At 40.4% G+C, this 25,614-nt stretch carries 28 protein-coding genes; 11 read left to right on the top strand and 17 right to left on the bottom strand.

The features are described 5' to 3' along the window. Positions 1–214: 214 nt before the first annotated feature. Genes hemY through hemE form a run of 3 tightly spaced genes read right to left on the bottom strand, consistent with a single transcriptional unit; the run spans position 215 to position 3,603 of the window. Complete coding sequence (gene hemY / locus AWM68_RS08755; protein ID WP_066240105.1) at positions 215–1,621, bottom strand: protoporphyrinogen oxidase; 1,407 nt, start codon at positions 1,619–1,621, stop codon at positions 215–217. Positions 1,622–1,626: 5 nt separating this feature from the next. After that, a complete protein-coding gene (hemH, locus tag AWM68_RS08750; protein ID WP_066240029.1) occupies positions 1,627–2,568 on the bottom strand; it encodes a ferrochelatase in 942 nt (313 codons plus the stop codon). Between the two features lie 6 nt (positions 2,569–2,574). Next, on the bottom strand, positions 2,575–3,603 hold the full coding sequence (hemE, locus tag AWM68_RS08745) for a uroporphyrinogen decarboxylase (RefSeq protein ID WP_066240099.1): 1,029 nt from the start codon (positions 3,601–3,603) through the stop codon (positions 2,575–2,577). Positions 3,604–3,941: 338 nt separating this feature from the next. On the opposite strand from hemE, the gene AWM68_RS08740 reads away from it, so the two are divergent. Next, positions 3,942–7,169 (top strand): M36 family metallopeptidase, encoded by a 3,228-nt coding sequence (locus AWM68_RS08740; protein ID WP_066240025.1) that lies wholly within the window; start codon positions 3,942–3,944, stop codon positions 7,167–7,169. Positions 7,170–7,351: 182 nt separating this feature from the next. Here the strand turns inward: AWM68_RS08740 and AWM68_RS08735 are convergent, their stop codons facing one another. Beyond that, positions 7,352–9,574 carry a transglycosylase domain-containing protein gene (locus AWM68_RS08735; protein ID WP_082820639.1) on the bottom strand — a complete coding sequence of 741 codons (2,223 nt, stop codon included), beginning with the start codon at positions 9,572–9,574 and terminating at the stop codon, positions 7,352–7,354. Positions 9,575–9,731: 157 nt separating this feature from the next. Between AWM68_RS08735 and AWM68_RS08730 the strand changes: the two genes are divergently transcribed. Together AWM68_RS08730 and AWM68_RS08725 are read left to right on the top strand one after the other, a co-directional pair. Next, positions 9,732–10,223, top strand: a complete 492-nt coding sequence (locus AWM68_RS08730; RefSeq protein ID WP_066240022.1) for an antibiotic biosynthesis monooxygenase family protein — start codon at positions 9,732–9,734, stop codon at positions 10,221–10,223. A 2-nt stretch (positions 10,224–10,225) separates the two neighbouring features. Then, entirely contained in the window at positions 10,226–11,134 is a 909-nt protein-coding gene (locus AWM68_RS08725; RefSeq protein ID WP_197468148.1) for a diacylglycerol/lipid kinase family protein, read from the top strand. On the opposite strand, the gene AWM68_RS08720 is transcribed toward AWM68_RS08725, so the two are convergent. Further along, on the bottom strand, positions 11,112–11,819 hold the full coding sequence (locus tag AWM68_RS08720) for a phosphatase PAP2 family protein (protein ID WP_066240018.1): 708 nt from the start codon (positions 11,817–11,819) through the stop codon (positions 11,112–11,114). The two genes, AWM68_RS08725 and AWM68_RS08720, sit on opposite strands and share 23 nt — an antisense overlap. A gap of 315 nt (positions 11,820–12,134) precedes the next feature. After that, entirely contained in the window at positions 12,135–12,452 is a 318-nt protein-coding gene (locus tag AWM68_RS08715) for a DUF3243 domain-containing protein (RefSeq protein WP_066240096.1), read from the bottom strand. 215 nt (positions 12,453–12,667) lie between these two features. On the opposite strand from AWM68_RS08715, the gene AWM68_RS08710 reads away from it, so the two are divergent. Then, positions 12,668–13,099, top strand: coding sequence for a ferritin-like domain-containing protein (locus AWM68_RS08710; RefSeq protein WP_066240014.1), 432 nt, complete (start codon positions 12,668–12,670; stop codon positions 13,097–13,099). A 26-nt stretch (positions 13,100–13,125) separates the two neighbouring features. On the opposite strand, the gene AWM68_RS08705 is transcribed toward AWM68_RS08710, so the two are convergent. Together AWM68_RS08705 and AWM68_RS08700 are read right to left on the bottom strand one after the other, a co-directional pair. Beyond that, positions 13,126–13,896, bottom strand: a complete 771-nt coding sequence (locus AWM68_RS08705; protein ID WP_066240093.1) for an EcsC family protein — start codon at positions 13,894–13,896, stop codon at positions 13,126–13,128. A gap of 59 nt (positions 13,897–13,955) precedes the next feature. Next, positions 13,956–14,186 (bottom strand): BBE domain-containing protein, encoded by a 231-nt coding sequence (locus tag AWM68_RS08700; protein ID WP_066240011.1) that lies wholly within the window; start codon positions 14,184–14,186, stop codon positions 13,956–13,958. Positions 14,187–14,571: 385 nt separating this feature from the next. On the opposite strand from AWM68_RS08700, the gene AWM68_RS08695 reads away from it, so the two are divergent. The 3 genes from AWM68_RS08695 to AWM68_RS08685 all read left to right on the top strand — a co-directional run bounded on the left by AWM68_RS08695 (position 14,572) and on the right by AWM68_RS08685 (position 17,064). After that, on the top strand, positions 14,572–15,000 hold the full coding sequence (locus tag AWM68_RS08695; RefSeq protein WP_066240009.1) for an HIT family protein: 429 nt from the start codon (positions 14,572–14,574) through the stop codon (positions 14,998–15,000). 354 nt (positions 15,001–15,354) lie between these two features. Beyond that, positions 15,355–16,434, top strand: a complete 1,080-nt coding sequence (serC, locus tag AWM68_RS08690; protein ID WP_066240006.1) for a phosphoserine transaminase — start codon at positions 15,355–15,357, stop codon at positions 16,432–16,434. A gap of 117 nt (positions 16,435–16,551) precedes the next feature. Next, positions 16,552–17,064 (top strand): tryptophan transporter, encoded by a 513-nt coding sequence (locus AWM68_RS08685; protein WP_066240004.1) that lies wholly within the window; start codon positions 16,552–16,554, stop codon positions 17,062–17,064. A 22-nt stretch (positions 17,065–17,086) separates the two neighbouring features. On the opposite strand, the gene AWM68_RS08680 is transcribed toward AWM68_RS08685, so the two are convergent. Further along, on the bottom strand, positions 17,087–17,509 hold the full coding sequence (locus tag AWM68_RS08680; protein ID WP_066240001.1) for a YkvA family protein: 423 nt from the start codon (positions 17,507–17,509) through the stop codon (positions 17,087–17,089). Between the two features lie 394 nt (positions 17,510–17,903). Here AWM68_RS08680 and AWM68_RS08675 point away from each other — a divergent pair, with 394 nt between their 5' ends. Together AWM68_RS08675 and AWM68_RS08670 are read left to right on the top strand one after the other, a co-directional pair. After that, positions 17,904–18,185, top strand: coding sequence for a YtxH domain-containing protein (locus tag AWM68_RS08675; RefSeq protein ID WP_066239998.1), 282 nt, complete (start codon positions 17,904–17,906; stop codon positions 18,183–18,185). A 201-nt stretch (positions 18,186–18,386) separates the two neighbouring features. Further along, positions 18,387–18,968: an HTH-type transcriptional regulator Hpr gene (locus tag AWM68_RS08670; protein WP_066239994.1), complete on the top strand. Its 582-nt coding sequence runs from the start codon at positions 18,387–18,389 to the stop codon at positions 18,966–18,968. Here the strand turns inward: AWM68_RS08670 and AWM68_RS08665 are convergent. Both AWM68_RS08665 and AWM68_RS08660 read right to left on the bottom strand, forming a co-directional pair. Beyond that, a complete protein-coding gene (locus AWM68_RS08665; protein ID WP_066239992.1) occupies positions 18,959–19,300 on the bottom strand; it encodes a DUF1878 family protein in 342 nt (113 codons plus the stop codon). The two genes, AWM68_RS08670 and AWM68_RS08665, sit on opposite strands and share 10 nt — an antisense overlap. 132 nt (positions 19,301–19,432) lie before the next feature. Continuing rightward, complete coding sequence (locus AWM68_RS08660) at positions 19,433–20,014, bottom strand: YpmS family protein (protein WP_066239989.1); 582 nt, start codon at positions 20,012–20,014, stop codon at positions 19,433–19,435. Between the two features lie 99 nt (positions 20,015–20,113). Here AWM68_RS08660 and AWM68_RS08655 point away from each other — a divergent pair, with 99 nt between their 5' ends. Beyond that, positions 20,114–20,293 (top strand): hypothetical protein, encoded by a 180-nt coding sequence (locus tag AWM68_RS08655; protein WP_066239985.1) that lies wholly within the window; start codon positions 20,114–20,116, stop codon positions 20,291–20,293. Positions 20,294–20,464: 171 nt separating this feature from the next. Here the strand turns inward: AWM68_RS08655 and AWM68_RS21025 are convergent, their stop codons facing one another. Both AWM68_RS21025 and AWM68_RS21020 read right to left on the bottom strand, forming a co-directional pair. Then, the gene (locus tag AWM68_RS21025) at positions 20,465–20,560 is read right to left on the bottom strand and encodes a YjcZ family sporulation protein (RefSeq protein WP_082820636.1); all 96 of its coding nucleotides are present in this window, start codon (positions 20,558–20,560) and stop codon (positions 20,465–20,467) included. A gap of 101 nt (positions 20,561–20,661) precedes the next feature. Continuing rightward, the gene (locus tag AWM68_RS21020; protein WP_419865578.1) at positions 20,662–20,760 is read right to left on the bottom strand and encodes a YjcZ family sporulation protein; all 99 of its coding nucleotides are present in this window, start codon (positions 20,758–20,760) and stop codon (positions 20,662–20,664) included. 232 nt (positions 20,761–20,992) lie between these two features. On the opposite strand from AWM68_RS21020, the gene AWM68_RS08650 reads away from it, so the two are divergent. Further along, entirely contained in the window at positions 20,993–21,886 is an 894-nt protein-coding gene (locus AWM68_RS08650; RefSeq protein WP_066239982.1) for a peptidylprolyl isomerase, read from the top strand. A gap of 280 nt (positions 21,887–22,166) precedes the next feature. Here the strand turns inward: AWM68_RS08650 and AWM68_RS21015 are convergent, their stop codons facing one another. From AWM68_RS21015 to yhaM, 4 genes are all read right to left on the bottom strand, one after another. Beyond that, positions 22,167–22,496: a sporulation YhaL family protein gene (locus tag AWM68_RS21015; RefSeq protein WP_082820634.1), complete on the bottom strand. Its 330-nt coding sequence runs from the start codon at positions 22,494–22,496 to the stop codon at positions 22,167–22,169. 65 nt (positions 22,497–22,561) lie between these two features. Next, entirely contained in the window at positions 22,562–23,881 is a 1,320-nt protein-coding gene (locus AWM68_RS08640) for an MDR family MFS transporter (RefSeq protein WP_066239979.1), read from the bottom strand. A 272-nt stretch (positions 23,882–24,153) separates the two neighbouring features. Next, the gene (locus tag AWM68_RS21350; RefSeq protein ID WP_156488349.1) at positions 24,154–24,372 is read right to left on the bottom strand and encodes a hypothetical protein; all 219 of its coding nucleotides are present in this window, start codon (positions 24,370–24,372) and stop codon (positions 24,154–24,156) included. A 256-nt stretch (positions 24,373–24,628) separates the two neighbouring features. After that, on the bottom strand, positions 24,629–25,588 hold the full coding sequence (yhaM, locus tag AWM68_RS08630) for a 3'-5' exoribonuclease YhaM (protein WP_066239974.1): 960 nt from the start codon (positions 25,586–25,588) through the stop codon (positions 24,629–24,631). Positions 25,589–25,614 lie beyond the last annotated feature (26 nt).

Genomic DNA, 25,614 nt, shown 5'->3' with positions numbered 1-25,614 from the left:
AAACTTTCTTCCTAATACGCAGCGGGGTATTCAATTTTTCTAATCCAGATTTCAGCACGCAATCCAGAAATTCTGGCTGTTTATCCACGAGATTTGGCTCTCAATCCAAAAGTTTTTAGCATTTATCGACGAGTCTACAATCCTCGACAAATTCCGCACTCCCTACTTCCCTGAAATGCCCCCGAAATACTCAAAAAAGCTAAGGCGACATTCCCTAACGCGTCAATAGAGATTCCACAGCCATTCTCGCAGAGTTCACACAATCTGGCAAGCCAACACCATCATATGGAGCTCCTGCTAATTTAACACCTGGAAGCTTTTCATTAAACGTGGTGCGCAGCTTTTTCACATGTTCTTTATGACCGACTTCATATTGGGGCATGGAATCGATCATCCTGGAAACATGGTAAAACTTCGGACGGGCATCAACACCCATAATTCTTTTCAAGTCGTCCAATACCTTTTCTAAAATAACTTCATCTGTTTCGTGAACAATATCCTGATCTTCGGCCCGTCCCACATAGCAGCGGAGTACTACACTGCCCTTTGGTGTCGTATGCGGCCACTTTCGGCTTGTCCACGTACAAGCCGTAATAGAGGTCTTCTCACTTTTAGCGATAACAAAACCTGTACCGTCTAAAGAAAAATTTACATCTTCCTCATTAAAACTCATCGCGACGGTCGCTACAGAAGTAGGCTTTGTATCATGAAAACCTACTGGGAAAAGAGATTCATCGAATATTTTTTTTGTGATTCCATAAGGAGTTGTCACAATCACATGATCACCGATAACAGATGAACCGTCTTCCATCTGCGCGGAATATGTTCCATCTTCTAGACGCACAACATCCTGAACCTTAACACCAGTCTTTATCGAATCTTCTGGCAAGGCTTTTGACAGAGCTTCTATGAATGAGGACAATCCGCCTTTTAGTGTTAAAAACGCACCTTTTTTCTTTTGAGGCTTTAACGATTTTTGTTTTTGGGGTTGAGACTTTTTCATCCCTAAAATCAAGCTTCTATACTTCTTTTCTGTTTCTATGAATTGTGGAAAAGTAGATTGCAAACTGAGGCGGTCGATTCGGCCAGCATAGATGCCTGATAATAAAGGTTCGATGAGTCGATCAACCACTTGATCACCAAGTCGTCTTCTGAAAAAATGACCTACTGAAATATCACGGTCTGCATCACTTCGTTTAGGCAGGACAAGATCGTAACCTGCTCTAGCTTTTCCTGCAAGAGAAAAGAGCGGTGTAAACGCAAATGGCATGACTTTTGTCGGAATCCCCATCACAGCTCCTTCTGGAATCGGATGAAGCTTCATGTTATGCAAAATATACGCTTGACCTGTTTCATTCGATACAAGTTCATCAGCTAGACCCACATCATGAATGAGATCTGTCATGACCGTTTTTCTGGCAAGATAGGAATCTGGACCTCGTTCTAGCACATAGCCATCTTCTCTAATCGTATCGATTTTTCCGCCAAGGCGTTCGCTTCCCTCAAGCAATGTAAAGGTTACTTGCTTACCAGTTTCATTCGCATATTTCTGAACATAAAAGGCAGCGGCTAAACCTGTTATGCCGCCGCCCAATATAATAACGTGCTTTCGCTCGCTCATTTCTGTCACATTCTTTCTTTTGCTAGTGCGTTTTCAATGACCGTTGCCAAACAGTCAATAAACTCAGGTCTTGCGTTCGGCATTTCAGGACGATAATAGTTGACACCTAACTCATCCGTGACCACTTTACACTCATAGTCATTGTCATATAAAACTTCTAAATGGTCCGCAACAAAACCTACTGGACAATAGATAAAATGTTTATAGCCATGCTCGTTATAAAGATCTCTTGTCAAATCCTGAACGTCTGGTCCGATCCACGGCTCAGGTGTGTTACCGGCACTCTGCCAACCGATCGTATAGTGCGGAACATTTGCTTTTTCCGCAATGAGATCAGCCGTTTCCTGAAGCTGTGCGGGATACGGATCCCCCATTTGAAGAATCTTTTCTGGAAGACTATGCGCAGAAAATATGACAACTGTTTTGTCATGTTCATCTTCAGGAATAGTATGAAACGTTTGTTTAATACCGTCAGCCCAATATTGAACATACTTTGGTTCGTCATACCAGCTATCAATGGTTACAAATGACGGACCGCCAATTTTTGCAGACTCTTCAACCGCACGTCCGTTGTATGACTTCACACTAAACGTTGAATAGTGAGGAGCTAGAACCAAAGTTACCGCTTCTTCAACTCCGTCCTCTTTCATCTGGTGCACCGCATCTTCAATAAATGGATCAATATGCTTTAATCCTAGATAGCTTTTAAACTCACGATCAGAAAAGCGACGGTTCACTTCTTCTTCAATTTTTTGAGCTTGCTCCTCTGTAATCTTAGCAAGCGGTGAAATTCCGCCGATCTGCTCGTACCGTTCTGTTAGTTCTTGAAGTTGTTCAGGAGAAGGCTTGCGACCTCGTCTAATGTGCGTATAATAGCTTTCAACTTCATCAAGACTTCTTGGCGTTCCATACGCCATTATTAATAGACCTGTTTTTTTATTACTCACTCTTTATCACCCTAGTTTTTTAGACGTGTATTCGTGGACAAAGGTGGTCAGCTGTTTTAATGTCGCAATGTTTACTTCTGGGAAGATTCCTTTACCCACATTAAAGATAAATCCAGGCTCTTCCATACCTTCATCCAATATTTCTTTTGTACGTGCTTCGATGACTTCCCACGGAGCTAGTAGAATAGAAGGATCTAAGTTTCCTTGAAGTGCCTTCGTAACACCCATCTGACGCGCTTCTCTCGGAGATAATCTCCAATCAAGCCCGATCACATCAATCGGCAGCTCGTTCCACTCCATTACTAAATGGCGTGCGCCTGTTCCGTAAAGAATCAACGGAATGTTTTCTTCGCGCAGGCTAGAGAAAATTCTATGCATAACAGGCTTAATGTATTTTCTGTAGTCAGCCGCATTTAATGCACCTACCCATGAATCAAAAATCTGAAACGCTTGTGCACCAGCAGCGATTTGTGCTTTTGCATAAGAGATCGTCATATCGCCGAGCTTGTCCATCAGCATGAACCAGCTTTCAGGATCTGAGTACATCAGCTGCTTTGTTTTATGATAATCGCGTGAAGGTCCGCCTTCAACCATATAGCTCGCAAGTGTAAACGGAGCACCAGCAAATGTAATAAGAGGCACTTCTAATTGCTGACGCAAAATTTTAATCGTATCCAGAACATACGGAACATCTTTTTCAGGGTTAATTGTCCCTAACCGTTCTACGTCTTCACGTGTTCGAACAGGCTTATCGATCACCGGTCCAATACCTGATTTAATCTCTACATCTACGCCAATTGCAGGGACAGGAGACATAATATCTTTGTAAAGAATGGCTGCATCTACACCATGCTGATCAACCGGCAGCTTCGTAACGCCAGCGCATATCTCTGGTCTATGTGTGATTTCAAATAATGAATACTTCTCTTTCAATTTACGGTACTCTGGCTGGGAACGGCCCGCCTGTCTCATGTACCATACTGGAATATGTGAATTTTTCTCCTTACGACACGCTTTCAAAAACTCTTCATTCATTGTCAAAACGTACACACCTTTCTATCCAAGACCAAAAGCTTGCAGCACTATTGTTATCTCCTAGCCACTGAAACTTAAAACCTTTAACGTCAATATCCATACACATTGTAAGGGAATTCATAATAAAAGTATAGGCAATCAGCTCAATTGTCATGATTTTGGCAAAATGGAAGGTTTTTCACCCTCCCTATATCTTTAGTTGTATGCCTGGCCTATAACTTGAGTCTAAATTTCATGAGGGAAAGCACTATCTTTCAGCTAAGTAATTGACTCGACTTATGTTCAATTGTTTAATAACGGTAATAAAAGTCAGAAAATTCAATAAAGGAGTGATCGTAATGTCCTTAAATAAAAAAACGTTAACAAGAACATTTTTAAGTTCTGCTCTGCTCGCTTCCCAGCTACTTGGTAGTTCCAGCCTCCCTGTTAATGCTTTATCTGAAGACGAATTATCAAAAAAAGCTGGTGAACATCAGCACGAAGCCTTTGATATCCGCAAAGATTTACCTGCTGTCATGCCCGCCGATACACAAATTCAAGCAGCAAATGAACTCATCCAATCATCAGGGTCCGGCACAAAAATTTCTTGGAATTCAACATTTGGCACACCTTCTTTTATAACAAAAAATAAAGGATATTTAACCCCTCCTTCGAGCTATAATAGTGAAACCATTGCGCGAAACTGGCTGAAATCGAACGCTGAAGTTTTTGGAATCACCTCAGAACAAATAGATTCTCTTTCTATCATTAAAAACCACAAGATCCCAGGAAACGATCTTCAGACGGTCGTGTTTCAGCAGTCGTTCTCTGGAATTGAATCGGCAAACGGCGGGCGAATCATCATTGCCGTTAATAAAGACGGCCGCATCCTCTCCGTTGCCTCAAATACTTCCAAGGCCTCTAAACTCGATGAAGCACACAAGCTATCAAGCAAGGAAGCTCTTATATCAGTAGTAAAAGAACATCTACCGAATTTAAGTTATACACCTTCTTTAAATGGGACCAAGCATAGATGGGAAGAATATGCCGCGGGCGGATCACTTCCAACCGTACAGCGTGTAAAAAAATCCTCTTTTGTTACACCTGATGGCGTCCGGCCAGCATATCGAGTACTTTTTATTGAAAAATTGAACAAAGGTAAAGAAGTTGTAATTGATGGGGTAACAGGCGAGACGCTTTTTGAACGTTCTCTCGTTCATAACCTTGATCCTGAAGGGCTGATCTTTGAAAATTATCCCGGTGCTGCTTCAGGTGGAAAACAGGTCCTCAAGTCCTTTAATGGAGATCCGGCTGCTTCTCCTCAAGGCTGGCTTTTACCAGCAACTGACGCAGGGATTACAACACTCGGAAATAACGCAGATACTTATGTAAATTGGAGCAACTTTCTCGTTCCAGAAGGGGCTGGATTAATCCGACCTGTAAATCCACTCGGGAAATTTAAATATGCGTTTAAAAACACATGGAACGAAACACACGGACAAATTCTCCCGCCTTCCTATGCAGAAGATGCGGATAGTGCTTCTACGAATCTGTTCTACCATCACAACGTGTTCCACGATTACTTTTATAAACTTGGGTGGACAGAATCAGCAGGAAACCTTCAAGCTTCAAATTTTGGTAAAGGCGGCATGGAAGGCGACCCCATATTAGGACTTGTACAGGCTGGTGCGGCTTCAGGTGGAGAACCGACTTATACGGGTCGTGATAATGCTTATATGCTTACACTTCCAGATGGAATCCCAGCTTGGAGCGGTATGTTTCTATGGGAACCGATTAAAGGTGCATTTGAAGGAGAATATACAGATGGCGATTTTGATGCAGGAATCATCTATCACGAATACAGCCATGCCCTTTCCAATCGTTATGTAGCAGGAGGCGAATCTCTTAACAGCCACCAGGCTGGATCAATGGGCGAAGCTTGGGGTGACTGGTTCGGAATGCATTACCTTGTGAAAAACGGTCTTCAAAAAGACCCTGTTGTCGGTGCATATGTGACAGGGAATCCAGACCGCGGTATCCGAAGCTGGGCGCTTGACGATGCTCCCCTGCAGTTTGGTGATATCGGCTTTGATATCGTCGGACCAGAAGTTCACGCTGACGGTGAAATATGGGCAGCCATCTTATGGCACGTAAGAGATAGCTTAATAGCCGAACTCGGAAAAGAAAAAGGAGAAACTGTTGCAGAACACATCATAATGGACGCTATGCCGATCTCAGCACCGGATCCATCAATGGATGACATGCGCACAGCCATCATTGCTGCTGATCAAGACCGTTATGGCGGAGAGCATTATGATCTGCTTTGGAAGGCTTTTTCACAGCGCGGACTCGGTGCTTCGGCAAAATCACAGTCAGGTGACGATACAGATCCAAAACCTGCATACGATCATCCTGTTACAGGACAAAATGGCATGCTTGCAGGAAAAATTATCAATGCTTCTACCAATAAACCGGTAAAGGATGCCAAAATCATTATCGGACAATATGAAGCACGCACTAGTCCTGTTGCTTTATCAAGTGATAAAGGTGGCTTTAGCCTGCCGATGGTTTCAGGAACATATGATGTTACCATTCAAGCTCGAGGTTTTGGTTCTACAACATTTAAAGATGTAGCCATCACCGCCGGTAAAATTGAATCCCTTAATGTGAATCTGTCTCCTAACCTTGCATCAGCAGCAAATGGGGCTGAGCTCGTTTCTGTGACCGATCAAACAGATACACATCCTGCAAAAAATGCACTAGATGATACGGAAGCAACGGTGTTCTCTTCACAAACGAAGGAAGAAGGTTTTAACGGGGCCGAGTTCGTCGTGGATTTAGCTGGTGACAAACCAGCTACTGTATCAAGTGTTCAAATCAGTGCATTTAAAGACATCGCAAAGGCTCGCTTTTCGGCATTAAAAGATTTTACCGTCCAAACATCACTTGACGGTGAAAACTGGACCACGGTAAAAGACGGCACATTTACAGCAGGAAAACCTCGGCCTGCAACACCTGATCTGCATTATAAAACCTTTAATCTAGCAGAACCAGTGAAAGCAAATTTCGTGAAATTCATCGCGAAAAGTGCTCAGGATAACTCTTTAGGAAATGTACAAGTAGCTGAGGTTCAAGTGTTTGCAGAACGTTCTTCAAAAGTTTCAGCATTGCCTCCAGTCGTAACAGACCCTTTTAAGGCTGAAGGTATTATTCTATCAGGTAACCCGGCTACAGGCATCGGAAGCCTTGCTGACTTGAATGCCACAGGCAGTGTGACACAAAACGAATTTATCACCACTCAGAATCCTGAGCCCGCTTCACAAGGGGTGGATGGATATGTAGTGAGTCTTCCAGAGCAGTACCGTGATGGACTTCACAATGTTACAGTGTCTGGCCCTGATGGCGGCTCTCACGATCTGGATGTTTATTTTTATGACTCTGCATTTAATCTGATCGGCAGTATGGCAACAGCCGGTGCAAATGAATCAGGTGTAGTACCAGGCGGAACATCCTATATTTATGTTGGCCTTTATACAGGTGCAAACGTGCCTTTCACAGTTGAAGTAAAAAGTCCATTCGGGAATTGATGTAGCTTCCTAGAGTGAAGTAAAAAAGATAGGCCGGGTGCCTATCTTTTTTATTGCTCTTTTATACAGGCTTTTTTTCAGCTCTCCAGGAAGCTCCCTTTACACGGGGCTAGCGATGAATCCCTTCCCCGCTAGCCTACAAAAAAGAAGATGGATTGCTAAAACCCTCCATCTTCCACAGCTTAATCATTCTTCTTTTTCTTTTTCTCTTTCCCTTTACTAGACTTTTCTTTTGCCATTACTTCTTTCTTATCACCGTCGTCACCAAACCCCGGAAAAAGGGAGATCGACACCACATTTGATGGTTCTCCTTCTTGTTTCGTAAGTGGGTTATAAGGCACCACATAAAAGTCAGGAAGCGTAAACAAATTCTTGCCCGAAGCTAAATATTCTCCCTTTCCTTTTATTGTATCTAAAAGTGTTGTTTCTCCTTCGTTTACCGAGTAAACCTTATACTGTAGCCGCTCATCTCTAGATGGTGTCCAGTTCAGCTTAACAGAAGGCATTCCATAATCACCCATTCCAAACGCCGCACGGAGGTCATTAATTTCTATCAAATCGATCGGAGGTTCTAAATCCTTCACACCATCTGGCTTTTTAAATGTTAATCCCTTTTGAGAAGGCATTCCGTTAATCACTTGTTTAAATAATAGCGTAGGAAGAGCGCTTCCGCTGTTCAAATAGGTTTCTTTCGTTGTTCGGTCATAACCGACCCAAACGGCACCAACGACTTCAGGAGTATAGCCTACAAACCACGTATCTTTATTTCCTTTTTCAACGTTCGGATAGTTTGTTGTCCCTGTTTTCCCTGCGATCTCCATATTTTCAGATCCATCAGATCCCGTTCCGTTCTTCACGACCTGCTGAAGCATGCGCGTCATGTACCATGCGTTTTGCTTTTTCCACACCTTCTTTTCTTCGCGTTTCGCTTTACCGATAAGCTCGCCTTCATTGTTATAAATTTTGCTTATCACAAAAGGTTCTACCGTTTTGCCTTCATGAAGAAAACTTCGATATCCTTTTACCATCTGAAGAGGGCTTACCCCTTGGTCAATACCGCCGAGTGCGATTCCGAGCCCTTTGTCTTCAATCGGCATGCCAAGCTGGTCTAAATAATTTTTCGAGTTTGAAATACCAACTTCATTTAAAAGCCAGACGGCAGATGAGTTCACCGAGTGAGAGATCGCATCGACCATTGATACTTCACCTTCATATCTGCCGTTATAATTTTTCGGTTCATAACCGTTATAGCTTAATTCCTCGTCTCGCAGCATGGAATATGGTTTATATTTTTCTGATTCTAGTGCAGGTCCATATACAGATAGAGGCTTAAAGGTAGAGCCTGGCTGCCGGTTAACTTCCACGCGGTTCAACCCTTCTGTTACATAATTGCGTCCGCCTTGAACAGCAATGAGCCCACCGGTTTTGCCATTCATTAAAACCATCGCGCCTTCAGGTTTTTCCTGTCCTGTACCGACAAAATACTTGCCGTCCTGAAAACTTTTATACACCGCATCTTGTGCTGAAGGATCCATCGGTACAACAATCTTGTAGCCGCCCTGTCTCAGTTCTTCTCTAGAGAGCTGATACTTATCTTTCGCTTCTTTTATCACCATATCAATATACGTTGTATACGCGGGATTACGCTCTTCTTGCTGAAAATCAAGTGCGATTGTTTTCCCTTGTGCCCTAACGGTTTCTGATGGTGATAGATAGTCTTGTTTCTCCATTAAAGCAAGAATGAGATCACGGCGCTCTTTCGCTTCCTTAGGATGTTTAAGCGGAGAATAATAGTTTGGCGCTTTCGGAAGTCCGGCAAGCATCGCTCCTTCAGCCACAGTTAAATCACTTACATTCTTATTAAAATACGTTTTTGCTGCGAGCTGGATCCCGTATGCTCCATGTCCGAAGTAGATTTGATTGAGATACATCTCTAAAATCTTATCTTTTGGATATCTTCTTTCTAGATTTATAGCAATTACCGCTTCCTTCGTCTTTCGAAACCACGACTTCTCATGTGATAAAAAAACATTTTTTGCAAGCTGCTGGGTGATCGTACTTCCCCCCTCAACTTTGCCTCCAGCTAAGATGTCCTTATAGATCGCACGGGAAATCGCTTTAACATCAATTCCGTTATGTTTATAAAATCGGCTATCCTCTACTGCGACGAACGCTTCTTGGACATGTTTGGGGATATCCTCTATACTCACAATTTCCCGATTCTCGTCATAAATCTTTGTTATTTTATCTCCGTTCTCTGTTACTAGAAGTGTTGCAGAATCCATAACAAGAGCCTTTTCATCTATTACATAATCTCCAGCCATGATAATAAACAAGTACGCAAAAAAACCAACGATAAGCGAACCGATTAAAACACCCAATGCGATGAGACTTTTCTTTACCATAACCAACCCTCATTTCATTCTAGGTCGAAAAGTACATTTTATATAATTTTCCCTTAGTTGGAAAGTATATTACAAGTAACCACATTCTTACACTGTTTAATGTGCCGAACGGTTGGGTAAAACATAGGTAAATGAATATGAAAAGGCAGGGATTCGCATGAATATATACATTACATATGGGACTTCAGACTATTTAGCGACCTATCAAGAAAAATACGATCAAGCTATCCTGCTAGAAGGTGATTCGAATTCTGCTCTTGTTTTCGAAACAGAAGGAGAGAATCCATTTACAGAAAAACATGAATATGAAGTCATTAATCAAAGAGGATCTTTAACTGGGGCTGGTTTCGTCGTTATGAACCATATTCCCGTTTCAGATGAAGGTAGAGCTCTGTTTGAAGAACGGTTTCAGAACCGTGCTGGCCTTGTTGAAAATGAACCTGGCTTTAACGGCATTCGAATTCTGCGCCCCCTTCACCAAGATCCTTACATCGTTATGACACTGTGGAAATCACATGCTGACTTTATAAATTGGCAGCAATCTAAAGCTTATGAAGAAGCGCACAAAAATAGAGGCACCTCTAAAGGTCTGCCTGAAACACTGTTTAGGGGAAAATCATTCGTAAAAGAATACATGGTCGTTCAATGAATATGAATCCATCATCCTTAAAACGAGTTTCCATCATTCTTAATCCAACTGCTGGCCAAGGACGGCTTTCGAATCAATGGAATGATGTCCTCACAGAACTAAAAAAAGGTTATGAGGATGTCCAAGTATATGAAACAACTGCTCCTGGAGAAGGAGCTTCATTCGTGAAGCAGCTTCATCAAAATACCGACCTCATTATCGCGGCAGGCGGTGATGGTACGGTTCATGAAATTGCTCACGCCGTATTGTCGATAAAAGATAATCCGCCGGCATTCGGAATTTTGCCTGGCGGAACGTGCAACGACTTTTCGAGGGCATTAGGAATGAACCAAAATCCTGTAAAAGCTGCCGCACAGCTGTGTGAGAAAAAATTTCAATCGATTGATGTTGGAGAATTTAACGGTCATTTTTTTACGAACTTTTGGGGAATCGGACTCATCACCCACGTTTCAGAGTCGATTGATCCTGATACGAAAGAAAAATTCGGCAGACTTTCCTATTATTTATCAGCGGCTAAATCCTTTCAAACATGGGAACCTTTCGAGATTTCAATAGAATCTAAAGAGTTTCAATTTCACGGAAATGCTGCGATGTTTCTGGCGGTTAACGGTCCGTTCACTGGCGGCATACGACCTTTTTTTCCTGATACAGATATACAAGACGGTATGCTTGATTGCTTGCTGATAGAAGAACCATCCATATCCTTTATTTGGGATGTCCTTCAAAATCGTTTGTCCGACACATCACGGGAAGGACAAGGCTATCATTATTTTCAAAGCTCAGAAATCCACATAAAAACAGCTCCCCAACAGCTCATTGACTGCGATGGAGAGCGAGAACATAAAACACCGGCCGTCGTAAAATGCCTGAAAGAACGTCTAAATGCTGTTATTGGGGATGTTTCCTTTTAAAAAAAGGAAGCGTCCTTTTTTGATAAGCTCTAATCGATTCTCGGCCACCGATACAAATAAACAGCCAAACGGTTCCAGCTGAAAAACCTGCTAACACATCTGAGGGATAATGAACCCCTAAGTATATACGGCTCAAACCGATCAGCACGATGATTGTTATAAAGCCAACTGCCAAAAGTACTTTGAGATTCTTACTCCTTCTGCTTCTCACGACCAAATACCCAAGAAAACCATAATAAATCAAACTCCCCATAGCATGTCCGCTCGGATAGCTGAATCCTTGCTCAACGATTAAACTATCTTCTGGACGCATTCTTCCAAACCAATGCTTTAAACCAAGATTTAAAAGCCCGCCGCCTGCTACTGCCACTAAATAAAAAATGGCTCCCCAATAATTCTTTCGCTTTCCGATCAGCCATATCAGACTTCCCACCAATAAAAGAGTAAGTACATTAATGGATCCCAAAAAGGTAATAAATTTCATAATTCCAGTTAACGTTTCATTTCTTATGGTTGAAACGTATTGTATGATGACTTGGTCAAACTGAAATCGCTCATCTTCCATCAAGTCTTCTGACAACTCAAAAAACACGTTTAACGAAAAAAACGAAAGAGCCAGCCCGCCTACTATATAGAGTAATGGCAGTATTGGAAAGGGTAGTTTATTGGCCAGTTCTCGTAACATAAAGATCTCCTCATCTTTTGCCTTTGTTTTAAGGTAAGTTTTCACTTTTCAGCAGTAAATTAAACCATTTTTCACAATAATGCTGCTGCGGAATAGAATTGTTATAGCTCCGATATCTAATGTAAGTAATGACTATCCCAAATTCTGATTTACTGTCCACTTTCGGTTATTTACTGTCCACTTTCAGTAATTTACTGTCCACTTCTTCTGGTTTACTGTCCACTTTCAATAATTTACTGTCCACATTCATTTTCTGGCATTAACCTCATTAAAAAAAGCTGCTCGTTTGTTACCAAGCAGCTTTTCTCCCTCTCTTTACTTCACAAGTTTCACTAGCATATGTGCCAGCTTGTGGCGCTCTTCTTGTTCTCCCACTTTCCATAGCTCTTTTAAAAGGTTCTCTTCTGAGTTGCGTGGCTCCTCATGGTCCGCTAAGTAATCTGCTACTTTCTCTGCAGTTTTTGCGAGGGTTTCTTCACTCATACCCATTTTTTCGCCAATCTGTACTTTGCTGTGCAGATAGCTTTTAAACTCTTCAAAATTCGATAAAATTTCGTCCTTTTTGCTCTCACTCATGCGGCTTGCTGTTTCTTCCACCTTGCTTGTGTCTACATTGCGTTCGTCATCAACCATATGTCTGCTTTCCATTTTTGTTGCCTCCTTTGTTTTTCGTATCACTTTTGTCCAATCTTTGTTTCATGCATACTAGTGTTTTACCGCTTTTAACTCACCTTAAACCTTTTAATACAGTTTGGCTTTTTAAATTGAGCTCTGCTTAAAATTTCGTTTATGATTCTTCTAAAAAGGGAAGGATATCTCTGTAGAACAAGATTCAGGAGGTTATACAAATGGAAAAAGACTTACAAGCACTAATTGATGGACTTAACGAGGATCTTGCAAACGAGTACTCCGCAATCATTATGTACAACCATAATGCTGCAACGGTTTCAGGGTTATACCGTCAAATACTTAAACCTTTTTTCCAAGGTGAAATTGCTGACGAACAAGGACACGCTCTTTATTTAGCTGAAAAGATTAAAACACTTGGGGGAACACCAACTACTCAACCAAAACCGGTTAAACAAGTTGAGAGTGTTCGCGAAATGCTGGAAGAAGCTCGAAACGCTGAAGAAGATACGATCAGACGTTATGAAGAACGCAAGGAACAAGCTTCCAACCTAAAATTGACTGAGCTCGTTGTACAGCTGGAAGATATGATCGCTGATGAAACAAAGCATAAGGAAGAAATGGACCGTTTACTTAGCGATAGCCGTTTCTAAATGATCCATAACCAAAAGCACCCGCTTCAATATGGGTGCTTTTTAATTATGTTTCTTTTGTTCTTCTCATCTGTTAACAGGCGCCACCTAAAACAATTCTTCGCCACTTGGCCAAGGTCATCTAGAAAATGATAATTGGCATACGCTCCTACAACCGCCCCTAGACCTGGCACCATCTGAAGCATTTTTATAAGGTCGATATGATCTCGGTAATCCTGCTGCAATTCCTGCCAATTCAATTGGTCTAATGAATTTGGATGCTCTGGAAACTTAGTAATGGTTTCTTTCCAATGAACAACATTTTCATATGCCTCTTTCCGTTTATGAGGATCGGAAAATGCAAGACGAAAGACATGAAGAATGAAGATACGCTCTCTGTAGTCCTTTACATCCAATCCATATATACTTGCAGCTTCAAAAAGGAACTTCATCTTAATACCAAGAAGCAAAGGAAAGTCTGCTAGTCCGAGCAAAATACCGCCTGCACCGGTTCCAGCTCCTTCTACTGCCGCTGTTTTTCTATAGAAAGCCAGTCGATCTTGAAATTTGTAATCCCGTTCACGAAGATCTGCAGTAAATTTAATCGTTCTTTTTGTTGTATATTTTGATCCGATCAACGTGGCTTTTATCATTTGTTTCATACTTCCCGTAATCACGTCGTGCACTTTTTGAGGAATTTTCTCGTTGATCTTGGTTTGAACCGATTTTGTTGCTTTATTCCAAAGTGAGGGCCTTTTGCACATCTCAATTTCCCAGATTTTCAATTCTTCTAATACCTTTTCTTCATAAGCGTTCATCATCTACCTCCCTCCACTTTTACGTTATGAATTCAAAATTAGTTTCGGCCTTCACAATATTAAGTAATCGAATCTGCAGTAGGAATTCCTAATGGAAACTTGAACACGTTTTCCGGATCGTATTTCGTTTTCACCTCAATCAAGCGAGGCAAGTTTACAAAGTAACATTGTTCGAGCCAATTCACATAAGCCCCCTCAGCATAAGGCAAAAGAGAGTCCCTTAAGTTCTCTACCCAGCGCGTATTAATCTTTGCTTCATTTTCATTCTGCCACTTTGTAATATATAACAAACTGAACAATGCTTCTTAACGCTAGAAATAAGCATCATAACTGTGTCTTCCTGTACGAATTCGAAACTTAACTTTCCTCTTTCTTGCCCAACGGATTGCGTTTGCAACATCTTTGCCGTCTCACAAAGGAGGGTTCTATTATTCAATAGGACCCTTCTTCTTTATTTTTGCTGTTACTTTAAAAGAGGTTGATTTCCGCTGCAGGCGCTCGCTTTCCGCAGGGCAGGAGTCTCGCGCCTTCCGCTCCAATCAACTTTTCAATGATGAAGAAAAGAACAAAATAAAACCGAGATCGAAACCTTTCTGTTATGAGCTTTTAACAAAAAGCATTATTTTTTTGGCTATTATTGTGTGATATGATAAGTAAAAAAATGAGGTGAGCCACTTGTCCCACGATTCAAATTGCATTTTTTGTAAAATTGTTGCGGGTGAAATTCCATCCTACAAAGTGTATGAAGATGAGAACGTCTTAGCATTTTTAGACATCAGCCAAGTGACAAAAGGACATACGCTGATCATTCCTAAAGAACACGCTAAGGATATTTTTGAGTTGTCTGCAGAAACAGCAGCAAAACTTTATTCTGTCGTGCCTAAAATTGCTTCTGGAATTAAACAAACGTTTAATCCAATCGGTTTGAACATCCTAAATAACAACGGTGAAGCAGCTGGACAATCTGTTTTCCATTATCACATGCACTTTATCCCTCGATATGGAACGGGAGACGGCTTTGGTGCGGTCTGGAAAACGCAGGATACCCCTGCAAACGAGATGACTGAAATTGCAAAAAATATAAAAGAAAACGTTAAAAACTAACGTTACATATTAAAACTGCCTTTTTTTAAACGAGGCAGTTTTTTCATATTCGTTTTTGCACAATCTTTGTTGCTCTTGAAAGTGGTTGATTTCCGTTGCAGGATGCTCGCTTTCCGCGGGGCAGACGGTGAGCCACATTCGTACGTTTCACTCTTAAGTGTCTCACCTGCCCGCCTGTCCCGCAGGAGTCTCGCACCTTACACTCCAATCAACTTTTCAGGGAAGATGATAAAGAAATAATTCAAAAGCATCGATTCTTAGAAAAAGCATTTTTACAAATCTAAAGCAATTCTTAATTAAGCTAGAGTCCGCGCGGATCATTTTATGGGAGTTTATAATTGAAGGAGGAGAACGATGACACGCATCTATTTTCAAGCAGGACCAACAACATTACCAAAAGAGGTTATGCAGCAAGCGAAAGAAGAATGGGATGACTTTCAGGGCACAGGTTTAAATATCATGGAGCACAGCCATAGGGGAAAAGATTACGAAGACATTCATGAACAAGCAAAGAACCGAATGAGGAGCTTGCTCGACATCCCAGATACACATGATGTTTTGTTTTTACAAGGTGGCGCAAGTCTGCAATTTGCTATGATTCCCATGAACCTTATCCCTGATGGAAAAACTGCAAAGTATATATTAACAGGCTCTTGGTCTGAAAAAGCGTACCAAGAAGCACAAAGAATCGGATCCAGTGAAGCCGTTATAAGTGGGAAGGATTCCGCTTACCGTACGCTCCCTGTGATGGATTATGTACCAAGTGAAAACGATGCCTACCTTCACATCACATCTAACAACACGATTTATGGTACTCAGTGGCCTGACTTAAATGCTTTTTCGCACCCTACTCTTATCGCTGACATGTCTAGTGATATAATGAGCAGACCCTTTTCTGTCGATAAATACGGTTTGATCTATGCCGGAGCTCAAAAGAACCTCGGCCCCTCTGGTGTAACTGCTGTTATTATTCGAAAAGATCTTTTGCAAGAAAGTAATGCTGTCCCATCGATCTTGTCCTATTCTGTTCATGCGAAAAACAAATCACTATACAACACCCCTCCTGTCTATTCCATTTATCTTCTTAACCTCGTACTCGATTGGGTTGAGAGATCAGGTGGTGTGAACGAGATGGAAGTGAGGAATCAGAAGAAAGCAAAAGTCATCTATGATGCAATCGACCAGAGCCATGATTTTTATAACGGCTACGCAACACCAGATTCACGCTCAAACATGAATGTAACCTTCACGTTAGGCAGCAAAGAGCTAGAACAGCAGTTTATCAAAGAAAGCGAAGAAAACGGAATTTACGGATTAAAAGGTCACCGATCTGTGGGTGGATTCAGAGCATCTATCTATAATGCCGTTCCCCAAGAATCCTGCGACAGCCTTGCAACGTTCATGGTTCAATTTCAGGAAAAATACGGTAAGTGATTCTTACCTCTTTTCAGTTGTATGCACATCTGTTAACATAAAAGTACTTTCGCAATAGGTCATGAGGGCACTATTGGAGAGAAATTAGGCTAAAGAATAGCTGAGGAGAGATGAGAAATGAATACAAAATCACTAGCTTTAACTTCTGTACTTATTGCATTAGGGTATGTTTTTCACACGATCGTTCCGCCATTATTTTTTGGAATGAAACCTGATTTGCTGCTTGTTATGATGTTTTTAGCCATCATGCTTGCTCCTACGAAACAAAACGTCTTGATCGCAAGTATGGCAGCAGGTGTTATTTCAGCACTAACAACAGGAATGGCTGGCGGACAAATTGCAAATATCATTGAAAAACCTATAACTGCTTTTATTTTCTTGGCATTGTTTATGTTAGCTAAAAAAGTAAGAGTTAATGCGATTAGCGCCGTTCTTCTAACGGTAGTCGGAACCATTATCAGTGGAACACTATTCCTTCTTGTCGCAATGCTTGTAGCCGGACTGCCTGGCTCATTATTCAGTTTTATCGGAATGATTGTTGTTCCGACGAGCATTGTTAGCGGATTGATCATGTTCTTCATTTATCCAGTAGCAGAACGATTTTCTAAACGATCAAATTTAACAGCTTAATAAATAATAAAAAGCCAGTTCCTTATGGAGCTGGCTTTACGTATGTGTCTTCCTCTTTTTCTTCTTCCCAAGATTGGAACGCATCTATTTCGCTTGATAATGTTTTAAAAATAAAAGCAAGAACAGTGGCATCATCTAGTAATCCTGCACCGATTAAAAAATCCGGAACAGCATCGATCGGACTCACAAAATACAGCAGTCCAGCCACGATGAGTACCATAGATTTTTTAGATACATCTCGATAATCGCCTTTTTTATACATTTTTACAAGTCGGACGAGAGCTTTTACCTGGGATCCTAATTTAATCAGTCCCTGGCTTTCTGGCTGTGAACTTTTGCTTTCCGCTTCTGATACAAGTTCACCTGTTTGGGTAGAACTTTCAAGGACAGCATTCGCTTTTTCTTTCATTTTGTTGAAATAATTTCCGATTGTATTTTGTTTCAACCCATATCCCTCCAGCCTTTTTTATTTATGTATACCCTCTTTTGATCCCCTTCGTCAATGACTATCATTTCTTTTTTAATGTTTGTCCTCTACAAAAAGAATCTTTTTTTTCTTTTTATTTTACCTTTCTTTCTCCAAACTCAGCCAAATATCTGCTGATTTAGACAATTGATACTTTTTTCGCGAAAAACCTGCAGTTGAAGTCCATTTCGTCGCCCCTGCTGGATCTGCACCGTTTTTTGTTTCGACTCGGAAGAAATTTGCATGGTCTATCTTGTCCAAACATGACGAAATCTATCGGGAAATATTTTTATATTCGTCATTATTTTTCATAGGATTATAAGAGATATTCACGAATTCATTAGATATTAAAAGAATGGGGAGGAAATATAAGATGTCAAAACAAAAATCCATGGTAGTAGGTTTCGCATTAGGAACGGTAGTAACAGCAGCAGCTACATTGCTTTCAACACCGAAAGCAGGTAAGGAAGTTAGAAAAGACCTGAAAGAAAATATGGATAAAATGAAATCTACTTTCTCTAGCATCAAGCGTGACGGGATTCAGCTTAGAGCAAAAATCAAATTTGCTAATAAAGAAAAAGAAGAAGCTCTAAAAGAAACTGCGGCTTCTACTATTGAAGAAGTTTCAGAAGAAATGGAACAAGAAATTAAATAATTTCTCAAGAAAATTCTCCGGCTTGGAGAATTTTTTTGTTTAAAGCTAAACATGTGAAGAACCTATCTATCTGCTTAAAGATGTATAACTATTTTACTAAAAAAATACGGAAATATTGAAAAATTTTACTTTCTTATTATAGGAAATACTGGCATAATGAGGAATAGGATGTGTTTTATAAGATGGAGGGGCATTTTAAAAATGAACAAAGATCAATTATATAGTTTTCAAGAAGCCATGATCTATAGTCACAAACTTTCACAGATTAGTAAAGCTTTATGGAAAAGTGTCGAAAAAGACTGGCAGAATTGGATTAAAGACTATGGACTTAATATTAACGAACATCATATCCTTTGGATTGCTCATCATCTCGAAGGTGCTTCGATTTCGGATATCGCTAAATTTGGCGTTATGCACGTTTCAACAGCCTTTAACTTCTCAAAGAAACTAGAAGAACAAGGTTACCTTACCTTTTCTAAAAAAGAAGACGATAAGCGAAATACATACATTTGTCTGACAACAAAAGGGGAAGAGTTGTTACTGCAAACGCTAAGTACATATGACCCGTCTAAGTTCGGTGTTTTCAGTGCTTCTATGCCAATCAAAGAATTATTCGGAAGATTCCCTGAATTCCCAGAACTCATGTCAATTATCCGTAATCTTTATGGTGATGATTTTATGTCTATTTTCAACAAACTAGAAGAAAAGATCGAAGCATCAATCGGTGAACAACCTTCCTCGCCCGTTATGGCCGTTGAAGAAATTGCCTCTTCTCATTCGTAACGGACAGATAATTCGTACAGTTTCTCCATCAAGTAAATGTATTTTTCTTGCTGAAGCAATGCTGTAATCGTTTCTCTGGGTGAAAGCTTTGGTGTTAACATGCCTGCAAAATGCAGCAGCAGCGGCGTGTAATGAACAAAGCCTTCTTCACTCTGCATTTCATATTTTTTCTGAAGCTCATCGCATAGAAGAAAGATATCATTTACTTCTTGCTCGGTGAGCTTTTTTTCCATGACCAGTCTGAAGAACGGATACGAAGTTAGATCGACACTCTCTATCGTAAGCTGATTATAAAATTCTAACCTTTCTAACCTTTCCTCCACCGTCTCCATACAAACCCTGCTTTCTAGTCAATCTATGTCTATGATAATTATAATCCAACTTTCTCCATTTGGGTATGAATAATTCATGACGAATGTAAAAAGCGCTTCTTCTCCGTAATGAGCAAAAAAGAAGCGCTTTTTTTAGTTTCTCGTATAGACTCCTAATTTAATGGAGTTCTTCTTTAAATCAAACTCTTCCGCTTTAACAGCATAACCTGGTTTTGTTGGCATTTCGGTTACTCTCATTAAGATGCTTTCATCAGCTGGGTATACATCTACCCATTCTGGGAATTCAATCGTATCTTTTAGCAGTGTAAAAACCTCGTCTCCCGGTATAGGAAAGCGGCCGACTTGCATATCCTTCTCTTTCAAAAGCAAATCACCGTTATCCATAACTTCTGGTTCAAACGTAATTTGATAGGGAACCTCTTGCTTAAAAGCAACAAAAGAACCATTAAGAACAGCCTCATCATTTCTTAAATTCACGTATACATTGACTTTTGGCGCTTTTTTTCGTAATTCTTTATTCAGAAGACTCTCAACCTGTTCTTTTTCTGTATATATACTCAGCAATTTTTGATTTTCACGCAAATCTGATTTCAGCATGCTTTGATCCAATTGGCCACCCGCAGGATCTTTCAAAAGAAGTATCACTATGCCAATAGGTATAATTAAAAAGAACAGCAACAACGCGAAAAACGCAACTTTCCATTTGTTTCTCATTCTCTCTCCCCTCTCTCATCTTATGTGAAGTATTTTTCCTATTCATATTCCACATATTTTGGTAAAGTTAAACAAGTAGTTCATGTTGGAGGTTTTTATATGGCAGGCTATATCTTCGTATTTTTAGCACCAATCTTTTTATTTGTGTTCAATTCGCTCACACATAAATTATGTGACAAAAAGAACTTGTCCTCAAAGCAGCAAGATTCTGTCTACCGAACAATTAACGTTTCTATTACCATTCTGCTCATTTCTTCCTATATTTCAAACGTTCTATAGAAAATATAAAAAGGGGGAACCAGATTGCATTCCCCCTTGATTAACCATACCATACATATACTGCACCTTTTGATCAAGAGTAGTAAAACAACACATTAACGAAACTGCTTTTAAACGTCAAGTCTGACAGTTCCCATTCATAAGAAAAGGTCCTGCGAAACTGGCATTATATTAGCAGAAACATGCAGCACCTACGATAATCAAAAGAATAAACAATACAACGATCAATGCGAAGCCTTTTCCATGCCCGTGTCCACCGTAACCCATGAAAGCCACCTCCTTTAGTCATCTGTACACTATCCTATGCATGACCAGTAATTGACGCATAGGTATTCGCCCTTTTTATCCATTAAAAATTCTATTCTCCATCAATGGCAGTAACAAGCTCCTATAATGATGAGAAGGATAAAAAGAACTAAAATTAATGCAAATCCTCCCCCACAATCATGACCATAACCATAACCCATCATCATACCTCCCTTTTCTTTCTCCATATCATATAGTGATGCGCCCTGTTTTGATTAGACGAATGACCCGGTTTTTAAAATTTTTTTCTCTAAATTGCTCGGATTACCCGTAATTACTGGATTTATAATGTGTAAATTTTCTCATATTTCATTTATTGAATAGGAATACACGCAACGTTTATGCTATAGTAAGAGATGTTAAATTATTACTTCACAGTAGGAGTGTTTAAAAATGAAAAAATGGATGTTATCAGTAGGGCTCACAGCGGGACTTATTTCACTATCCGCTTGTAATAATGCTGGTGGTGCAGATTCTGAAGCCATCGTTGAATCTAAAGCTGGAGATATTACAAAAGAGCAATTCTACAATAAAATGAAGGAACAATACGGTGATCAAGTACTAAATCAAATGATTGACGAAATGGTACTTGAAGATAAATATAAAGTAACAGACAAAGAGATCGAGAAAGAAATGGACAAGATCAAAGAAGAGCTTGGCGGCGAGGATGCATTCAAACAAGCTCTTGAGCAAAACGGCTTATCTGATGAGAAGCAGCTTAAAGAACGCATCAAGTCTATGCTATTAAATGAAAAAGCAGCAACTGAAGGCGTTAAGATCTCTGACGAAGAAATGAAGAAAACGTTTGACGAAAAATTCAAAACAGAAGTAAAAGCAAGTCACATTCTTGTTGATGACGAGAAAACAGCAAAAGAAGTTCAAAAGAAACTGAATGAAGGCGGAGACTTTGCTAAATTAGCAGAAGAGTACTCTAAAGATCCTGGTTCTAAATCTAAGGGTGGAGACCTTGGCTTCTTCGGTAAAGGTGCAATGGTACCTGAATTCGAAAAAGTAGCGTTCACTCTTGATAAAGGTGAAACAAGTGACCTTGTTAAGTCTGATTACGGTGTACACATCATCAAAGTAACGGACAAGCGCGAAAACAAGTTCGAAGACAAGAAAGAACAAATCGAACAAGAATTGAAGCAGCAAAAAGCGAAACCAATCACTGAAATCTTAGAAAACCTTCGCAAAAAAGCGGATGTTAAAGTAAAAGATAAAGCTTTAAAAGAAAAGATGGAAAAGAAAGCTGAGCAGCCACAAATGCCGGAAATGCCACAGCAATAATGTTAAAAACCAGGCCCTTAAAGGGTCTGGTTTTTGTTTTGTACGATTATTTGTACGCATGCAGGAAGCAGCGGGCACTATGATTGGCTGGAAAATCCTTTTGAAAAAAACAGAAGATTTGTTATCACATAAAAACATGTATCATCACATAAAAAATACACGTAATCACATAAAAAAAGCTGATTATCATATTAAATGATCAATCAGGCAAATACCTGTCTTCCTTAGAAAGACAGTCAAAAGACCTGCTATCAGCAGGTCTTTTTCCTAGCTTATTCTACTATCGATCTGATCCATCATTATTATCATCTTCATACCCTGCTGCCACTAGATCTTCCGTATCATCATCTTCAGCGGAGCCTTGAGCTTTTGCTCTCTGAATACGCTCCATGTATACTCTGCCTTCTTCTTCAATGACTCTTTGCTCAATTTCGCGATCTTCCTGAAAGAGAGTGACTATCCGATAACCGCTATAAATAATGCCGCAAAGCACAAAGTACATCCACCATGGAGTTATAGTAAAGAAACTGCCCACTCCTGCCGAATATTCTTTTAACACAAATGCAGCAATGAGTATGGCTCCGAAAAATAATGCAGCGTATCCTTTCATCGATTAACTCCCCCTTAATTAGACAAGCTTTTAATACAGTCTATGAAGGAGCTTTACTAGATATGTCACGAAAGTGCAGGTTCAGGACTTGATTCTTTTTCGGTTTCTGGTTTTCCCTGTAACTGAACTTTTTTATCAAATGCACGGAACATTAAGTAATAAATTCCGGCACTTATTACAGCTAGAACAAAGAGAAGATAAAACGTATTTTCGAATCCAATCCACATTGTTAAAGGGATAGAAATCGGAGCGATCGTACGGCCGATTGTAAAACGCAAACCAGCTGCTGCAAAATATTGACCTCTCATGTTCTCTGGAGCAAGCTTTGAAATAAAGCTTTCTTGAATCCCGACAACCATCAGCTCAGCCGTTGTGAAGATCACCATTGCACCAAATAAAACCCACATAAACGTTGTGCTTCCGAAAACCAGCATGGAAACACCGTACAATAGGGCAGAAAGAACAAACACTCTGCCTTCTTTGAAACGGTTCATCCATTTAGCCATCCAAACTGTACAAAGCGCGACCATCAATCCGTTTAGTGAGATTAAATAACCAAACACTTTTTCTCCAGTCAGAGAAATATCCCAGTTCCCAATAGCAAGCAGCGATTGCTCTGGCACTTTTTCCGTAGTGTACACCGCTAAGAGCAGATCCATCTGCATAAACGTTTGGGCGACAAGAATCCCAGCTAAGATAAACAGCAAAAACAATTTATCACTTGCGATTACCCTATAGTCTTTTAACTGTTCACCGACAGCTTGGTACCATTTTTTATCTGCCCCAACATGCTCGAGCACTTCTTTTTTTACCGGAACTGTTTCACGAATATACTTTGCAAGTACGATCGCTAACACGATACTGACGGCTAAACAAGCAAGCAATAGTTCAAAACGGTATGAGAAAAAGAAAATACTTCCCAAAACAGGACCGAATACTACGGAAATATTAATTGATGTGTAAAACACCGCAAATACTTCACTTCTATGCTTCTCTTCTACTACATCAGCGATCATCGCATGACTTGCCGGCCAGTAAAGAGAACCGAATAGGCCTAAAGCCGAAAACGCGATAAACGTTAATATTGGTGAATCCATCCACGGCGAGTTAGCAAGACAGAAGAAAATAAAGGTTGCAGCCTGACCCCAGGCAGAGATCACCATCATCTTCTTTCTTCCGTATTTGTCTGCGCAATAGCCTCCTATAAGGTTTGTAATGACACCGACTACTTGTGACAAAACCAAAAGCATCCCAGCAGTCGTTTTCCCTAGCTCATCTGAAAAATAGATCGCCATAAACGGGAAGAACATCCAGAATAATAGATTTACAAAAAATTCTCCGATCAATCGAACTTTAATATTGGCATCCCAGTCTTTCCACTTCATGCTGTGTTCACTTCTTTCATTTCATAAATTCCGACACTGTTGTGATCTATACCTGTCTTTTGAGCACTCACTTCGCAAGCAGTGAATAAAGCGGGTTTCTCCAATACACACAGAAAAAAGCCCATGACTATACACGTTGACATGTGCATACCACAGGCTTTTCATTGAAAAGGCGCTTGATTGGCACATGGAGAGATTGCTCAAAAGCAGGTTAGAACGCATAACAAAATAAGCCTTCCCTAAAGGGATTTGACGTTATTATGCTTGCTTTCTTACCTTACCTTGAACAATGCTTTCCATGAGTCATTGCCTCCTAAAAATACGTTTTCTTGACTTCCAATTCCAAATTTATCATAATTCCCAATTTTACACAATGGGTTTTTGTTATTAAATTTTAAGTGGTTGCTTTGTTGCTCTTGAAAGTAGTTGATTTCCGTTACAGATGCTCGCTTTCCGCGGGGCAGACGGTGAGCCACATTCGTACGTTTCACGTATAAGTGTCTCACCTGTCCAGTTGCAGTGGCTAGCCCCTCGAGGTCAAAAGCTAAATGGCCCGTGATGAACAAAGTGCGCCTTCTTTGCCCATTCATGTTTTGCTTGTCGGGGCAAAACGAGCCACTTCTACTTTTCGGACTGCCTGCCTGTCCCACAGGAGTCTCCCATCTTACACTTCAATCAACTGGTCAAGGAAGCCAATAAAAAATTAATAACACTCAATCCTTTAAAGCAATTCTTTAGGAAAGAATTCTAACTTTTAGCAAATTCCGCCTGAAATAAAGGCTTATATAACGATCTATTTTCAAGCGCAAATTGCTTATCTGTAAATTCACCTGGCTGTACTTTTTCCAGTGCTCGGTCCATCATGTTCATTCGAGCATCAAAATTGTCGATCATATGAAGGATCTCAGCTTCACGGATAAGGGGTGCTTTCGGGCTTCCCCACTCTGGTTTGCTGTGGTGGCTGAGCACGAGATGCTGGAGAACGGTAACTTCTTCTCCTTCAATCTCTAACTCGTCTGCTGCCTTGCCAATCTCGTTCACCATTATCGTAATATGACCCAGAAGTTTTCCTTCTAGCGTATAGGAAGCCGCTACAGGTCCCGATAACTCGATAACCTTACCAAGATCATGAAGGATAATTCCTGAATAAAGAAGGTCCGTGTCCAGCGACGGATATAGCTTGCTGAACGCTTTTGCCATATCCAGCATGGATACAACGTGGAATGCTAGGCCTGATACAAATTCATGGTGGTTCTTAACTGCTGCTGGGTATTCTAAAAATTCCGCTTGATGCTTCTTTAGTAAGTGCCTTGTGATACGTTGTATATTTGGATTCTTCATCTCAAATATGTATTTCGTGATCGTCTCTACCATTGTCTCTTGTGTTAGTGGAGCAGTTTCTAGAAAATCGCTGATCTTAACGCCATCAAGTTCCGTTGCAGGGCGAATGGCTTTTAGTTTCAGCTGCATTTTTCCTCTATAATTACCCATTTCACCAGATAGCTTTACGATGGCTTGAGCTGCATAAAGCTCCTCATCCTCAGGAGAACTATCCCACAATTTTGCCTCCACATCACCTGTTTGATCTTGAAGGATCAACGTTAAAAACGGCTTACCGTTACTTGCCGTTCCTTTAACAGATGATTTGATAAGAAAAAATCCGTCGACCATCTCTCCTACCTTATAAAACGCAAGTCCTTTTTTCATCTTTCACCCCGCCTCTCTTTGCTTTA

This window comes from Fictibacillus phosphorivorans, assembly GCF_001619875.1.
Lineage (GTDB): Bacteria > Bacillota > Bacilli > Bacillales > Fictibacillaceae > Fictibacillus > Fictibacillus phosphorivorans_B.
Note: the sequence above shows the minus strand (reverse complement) of the source record. Positions and strands in the feature narration are given on the sequence as shown.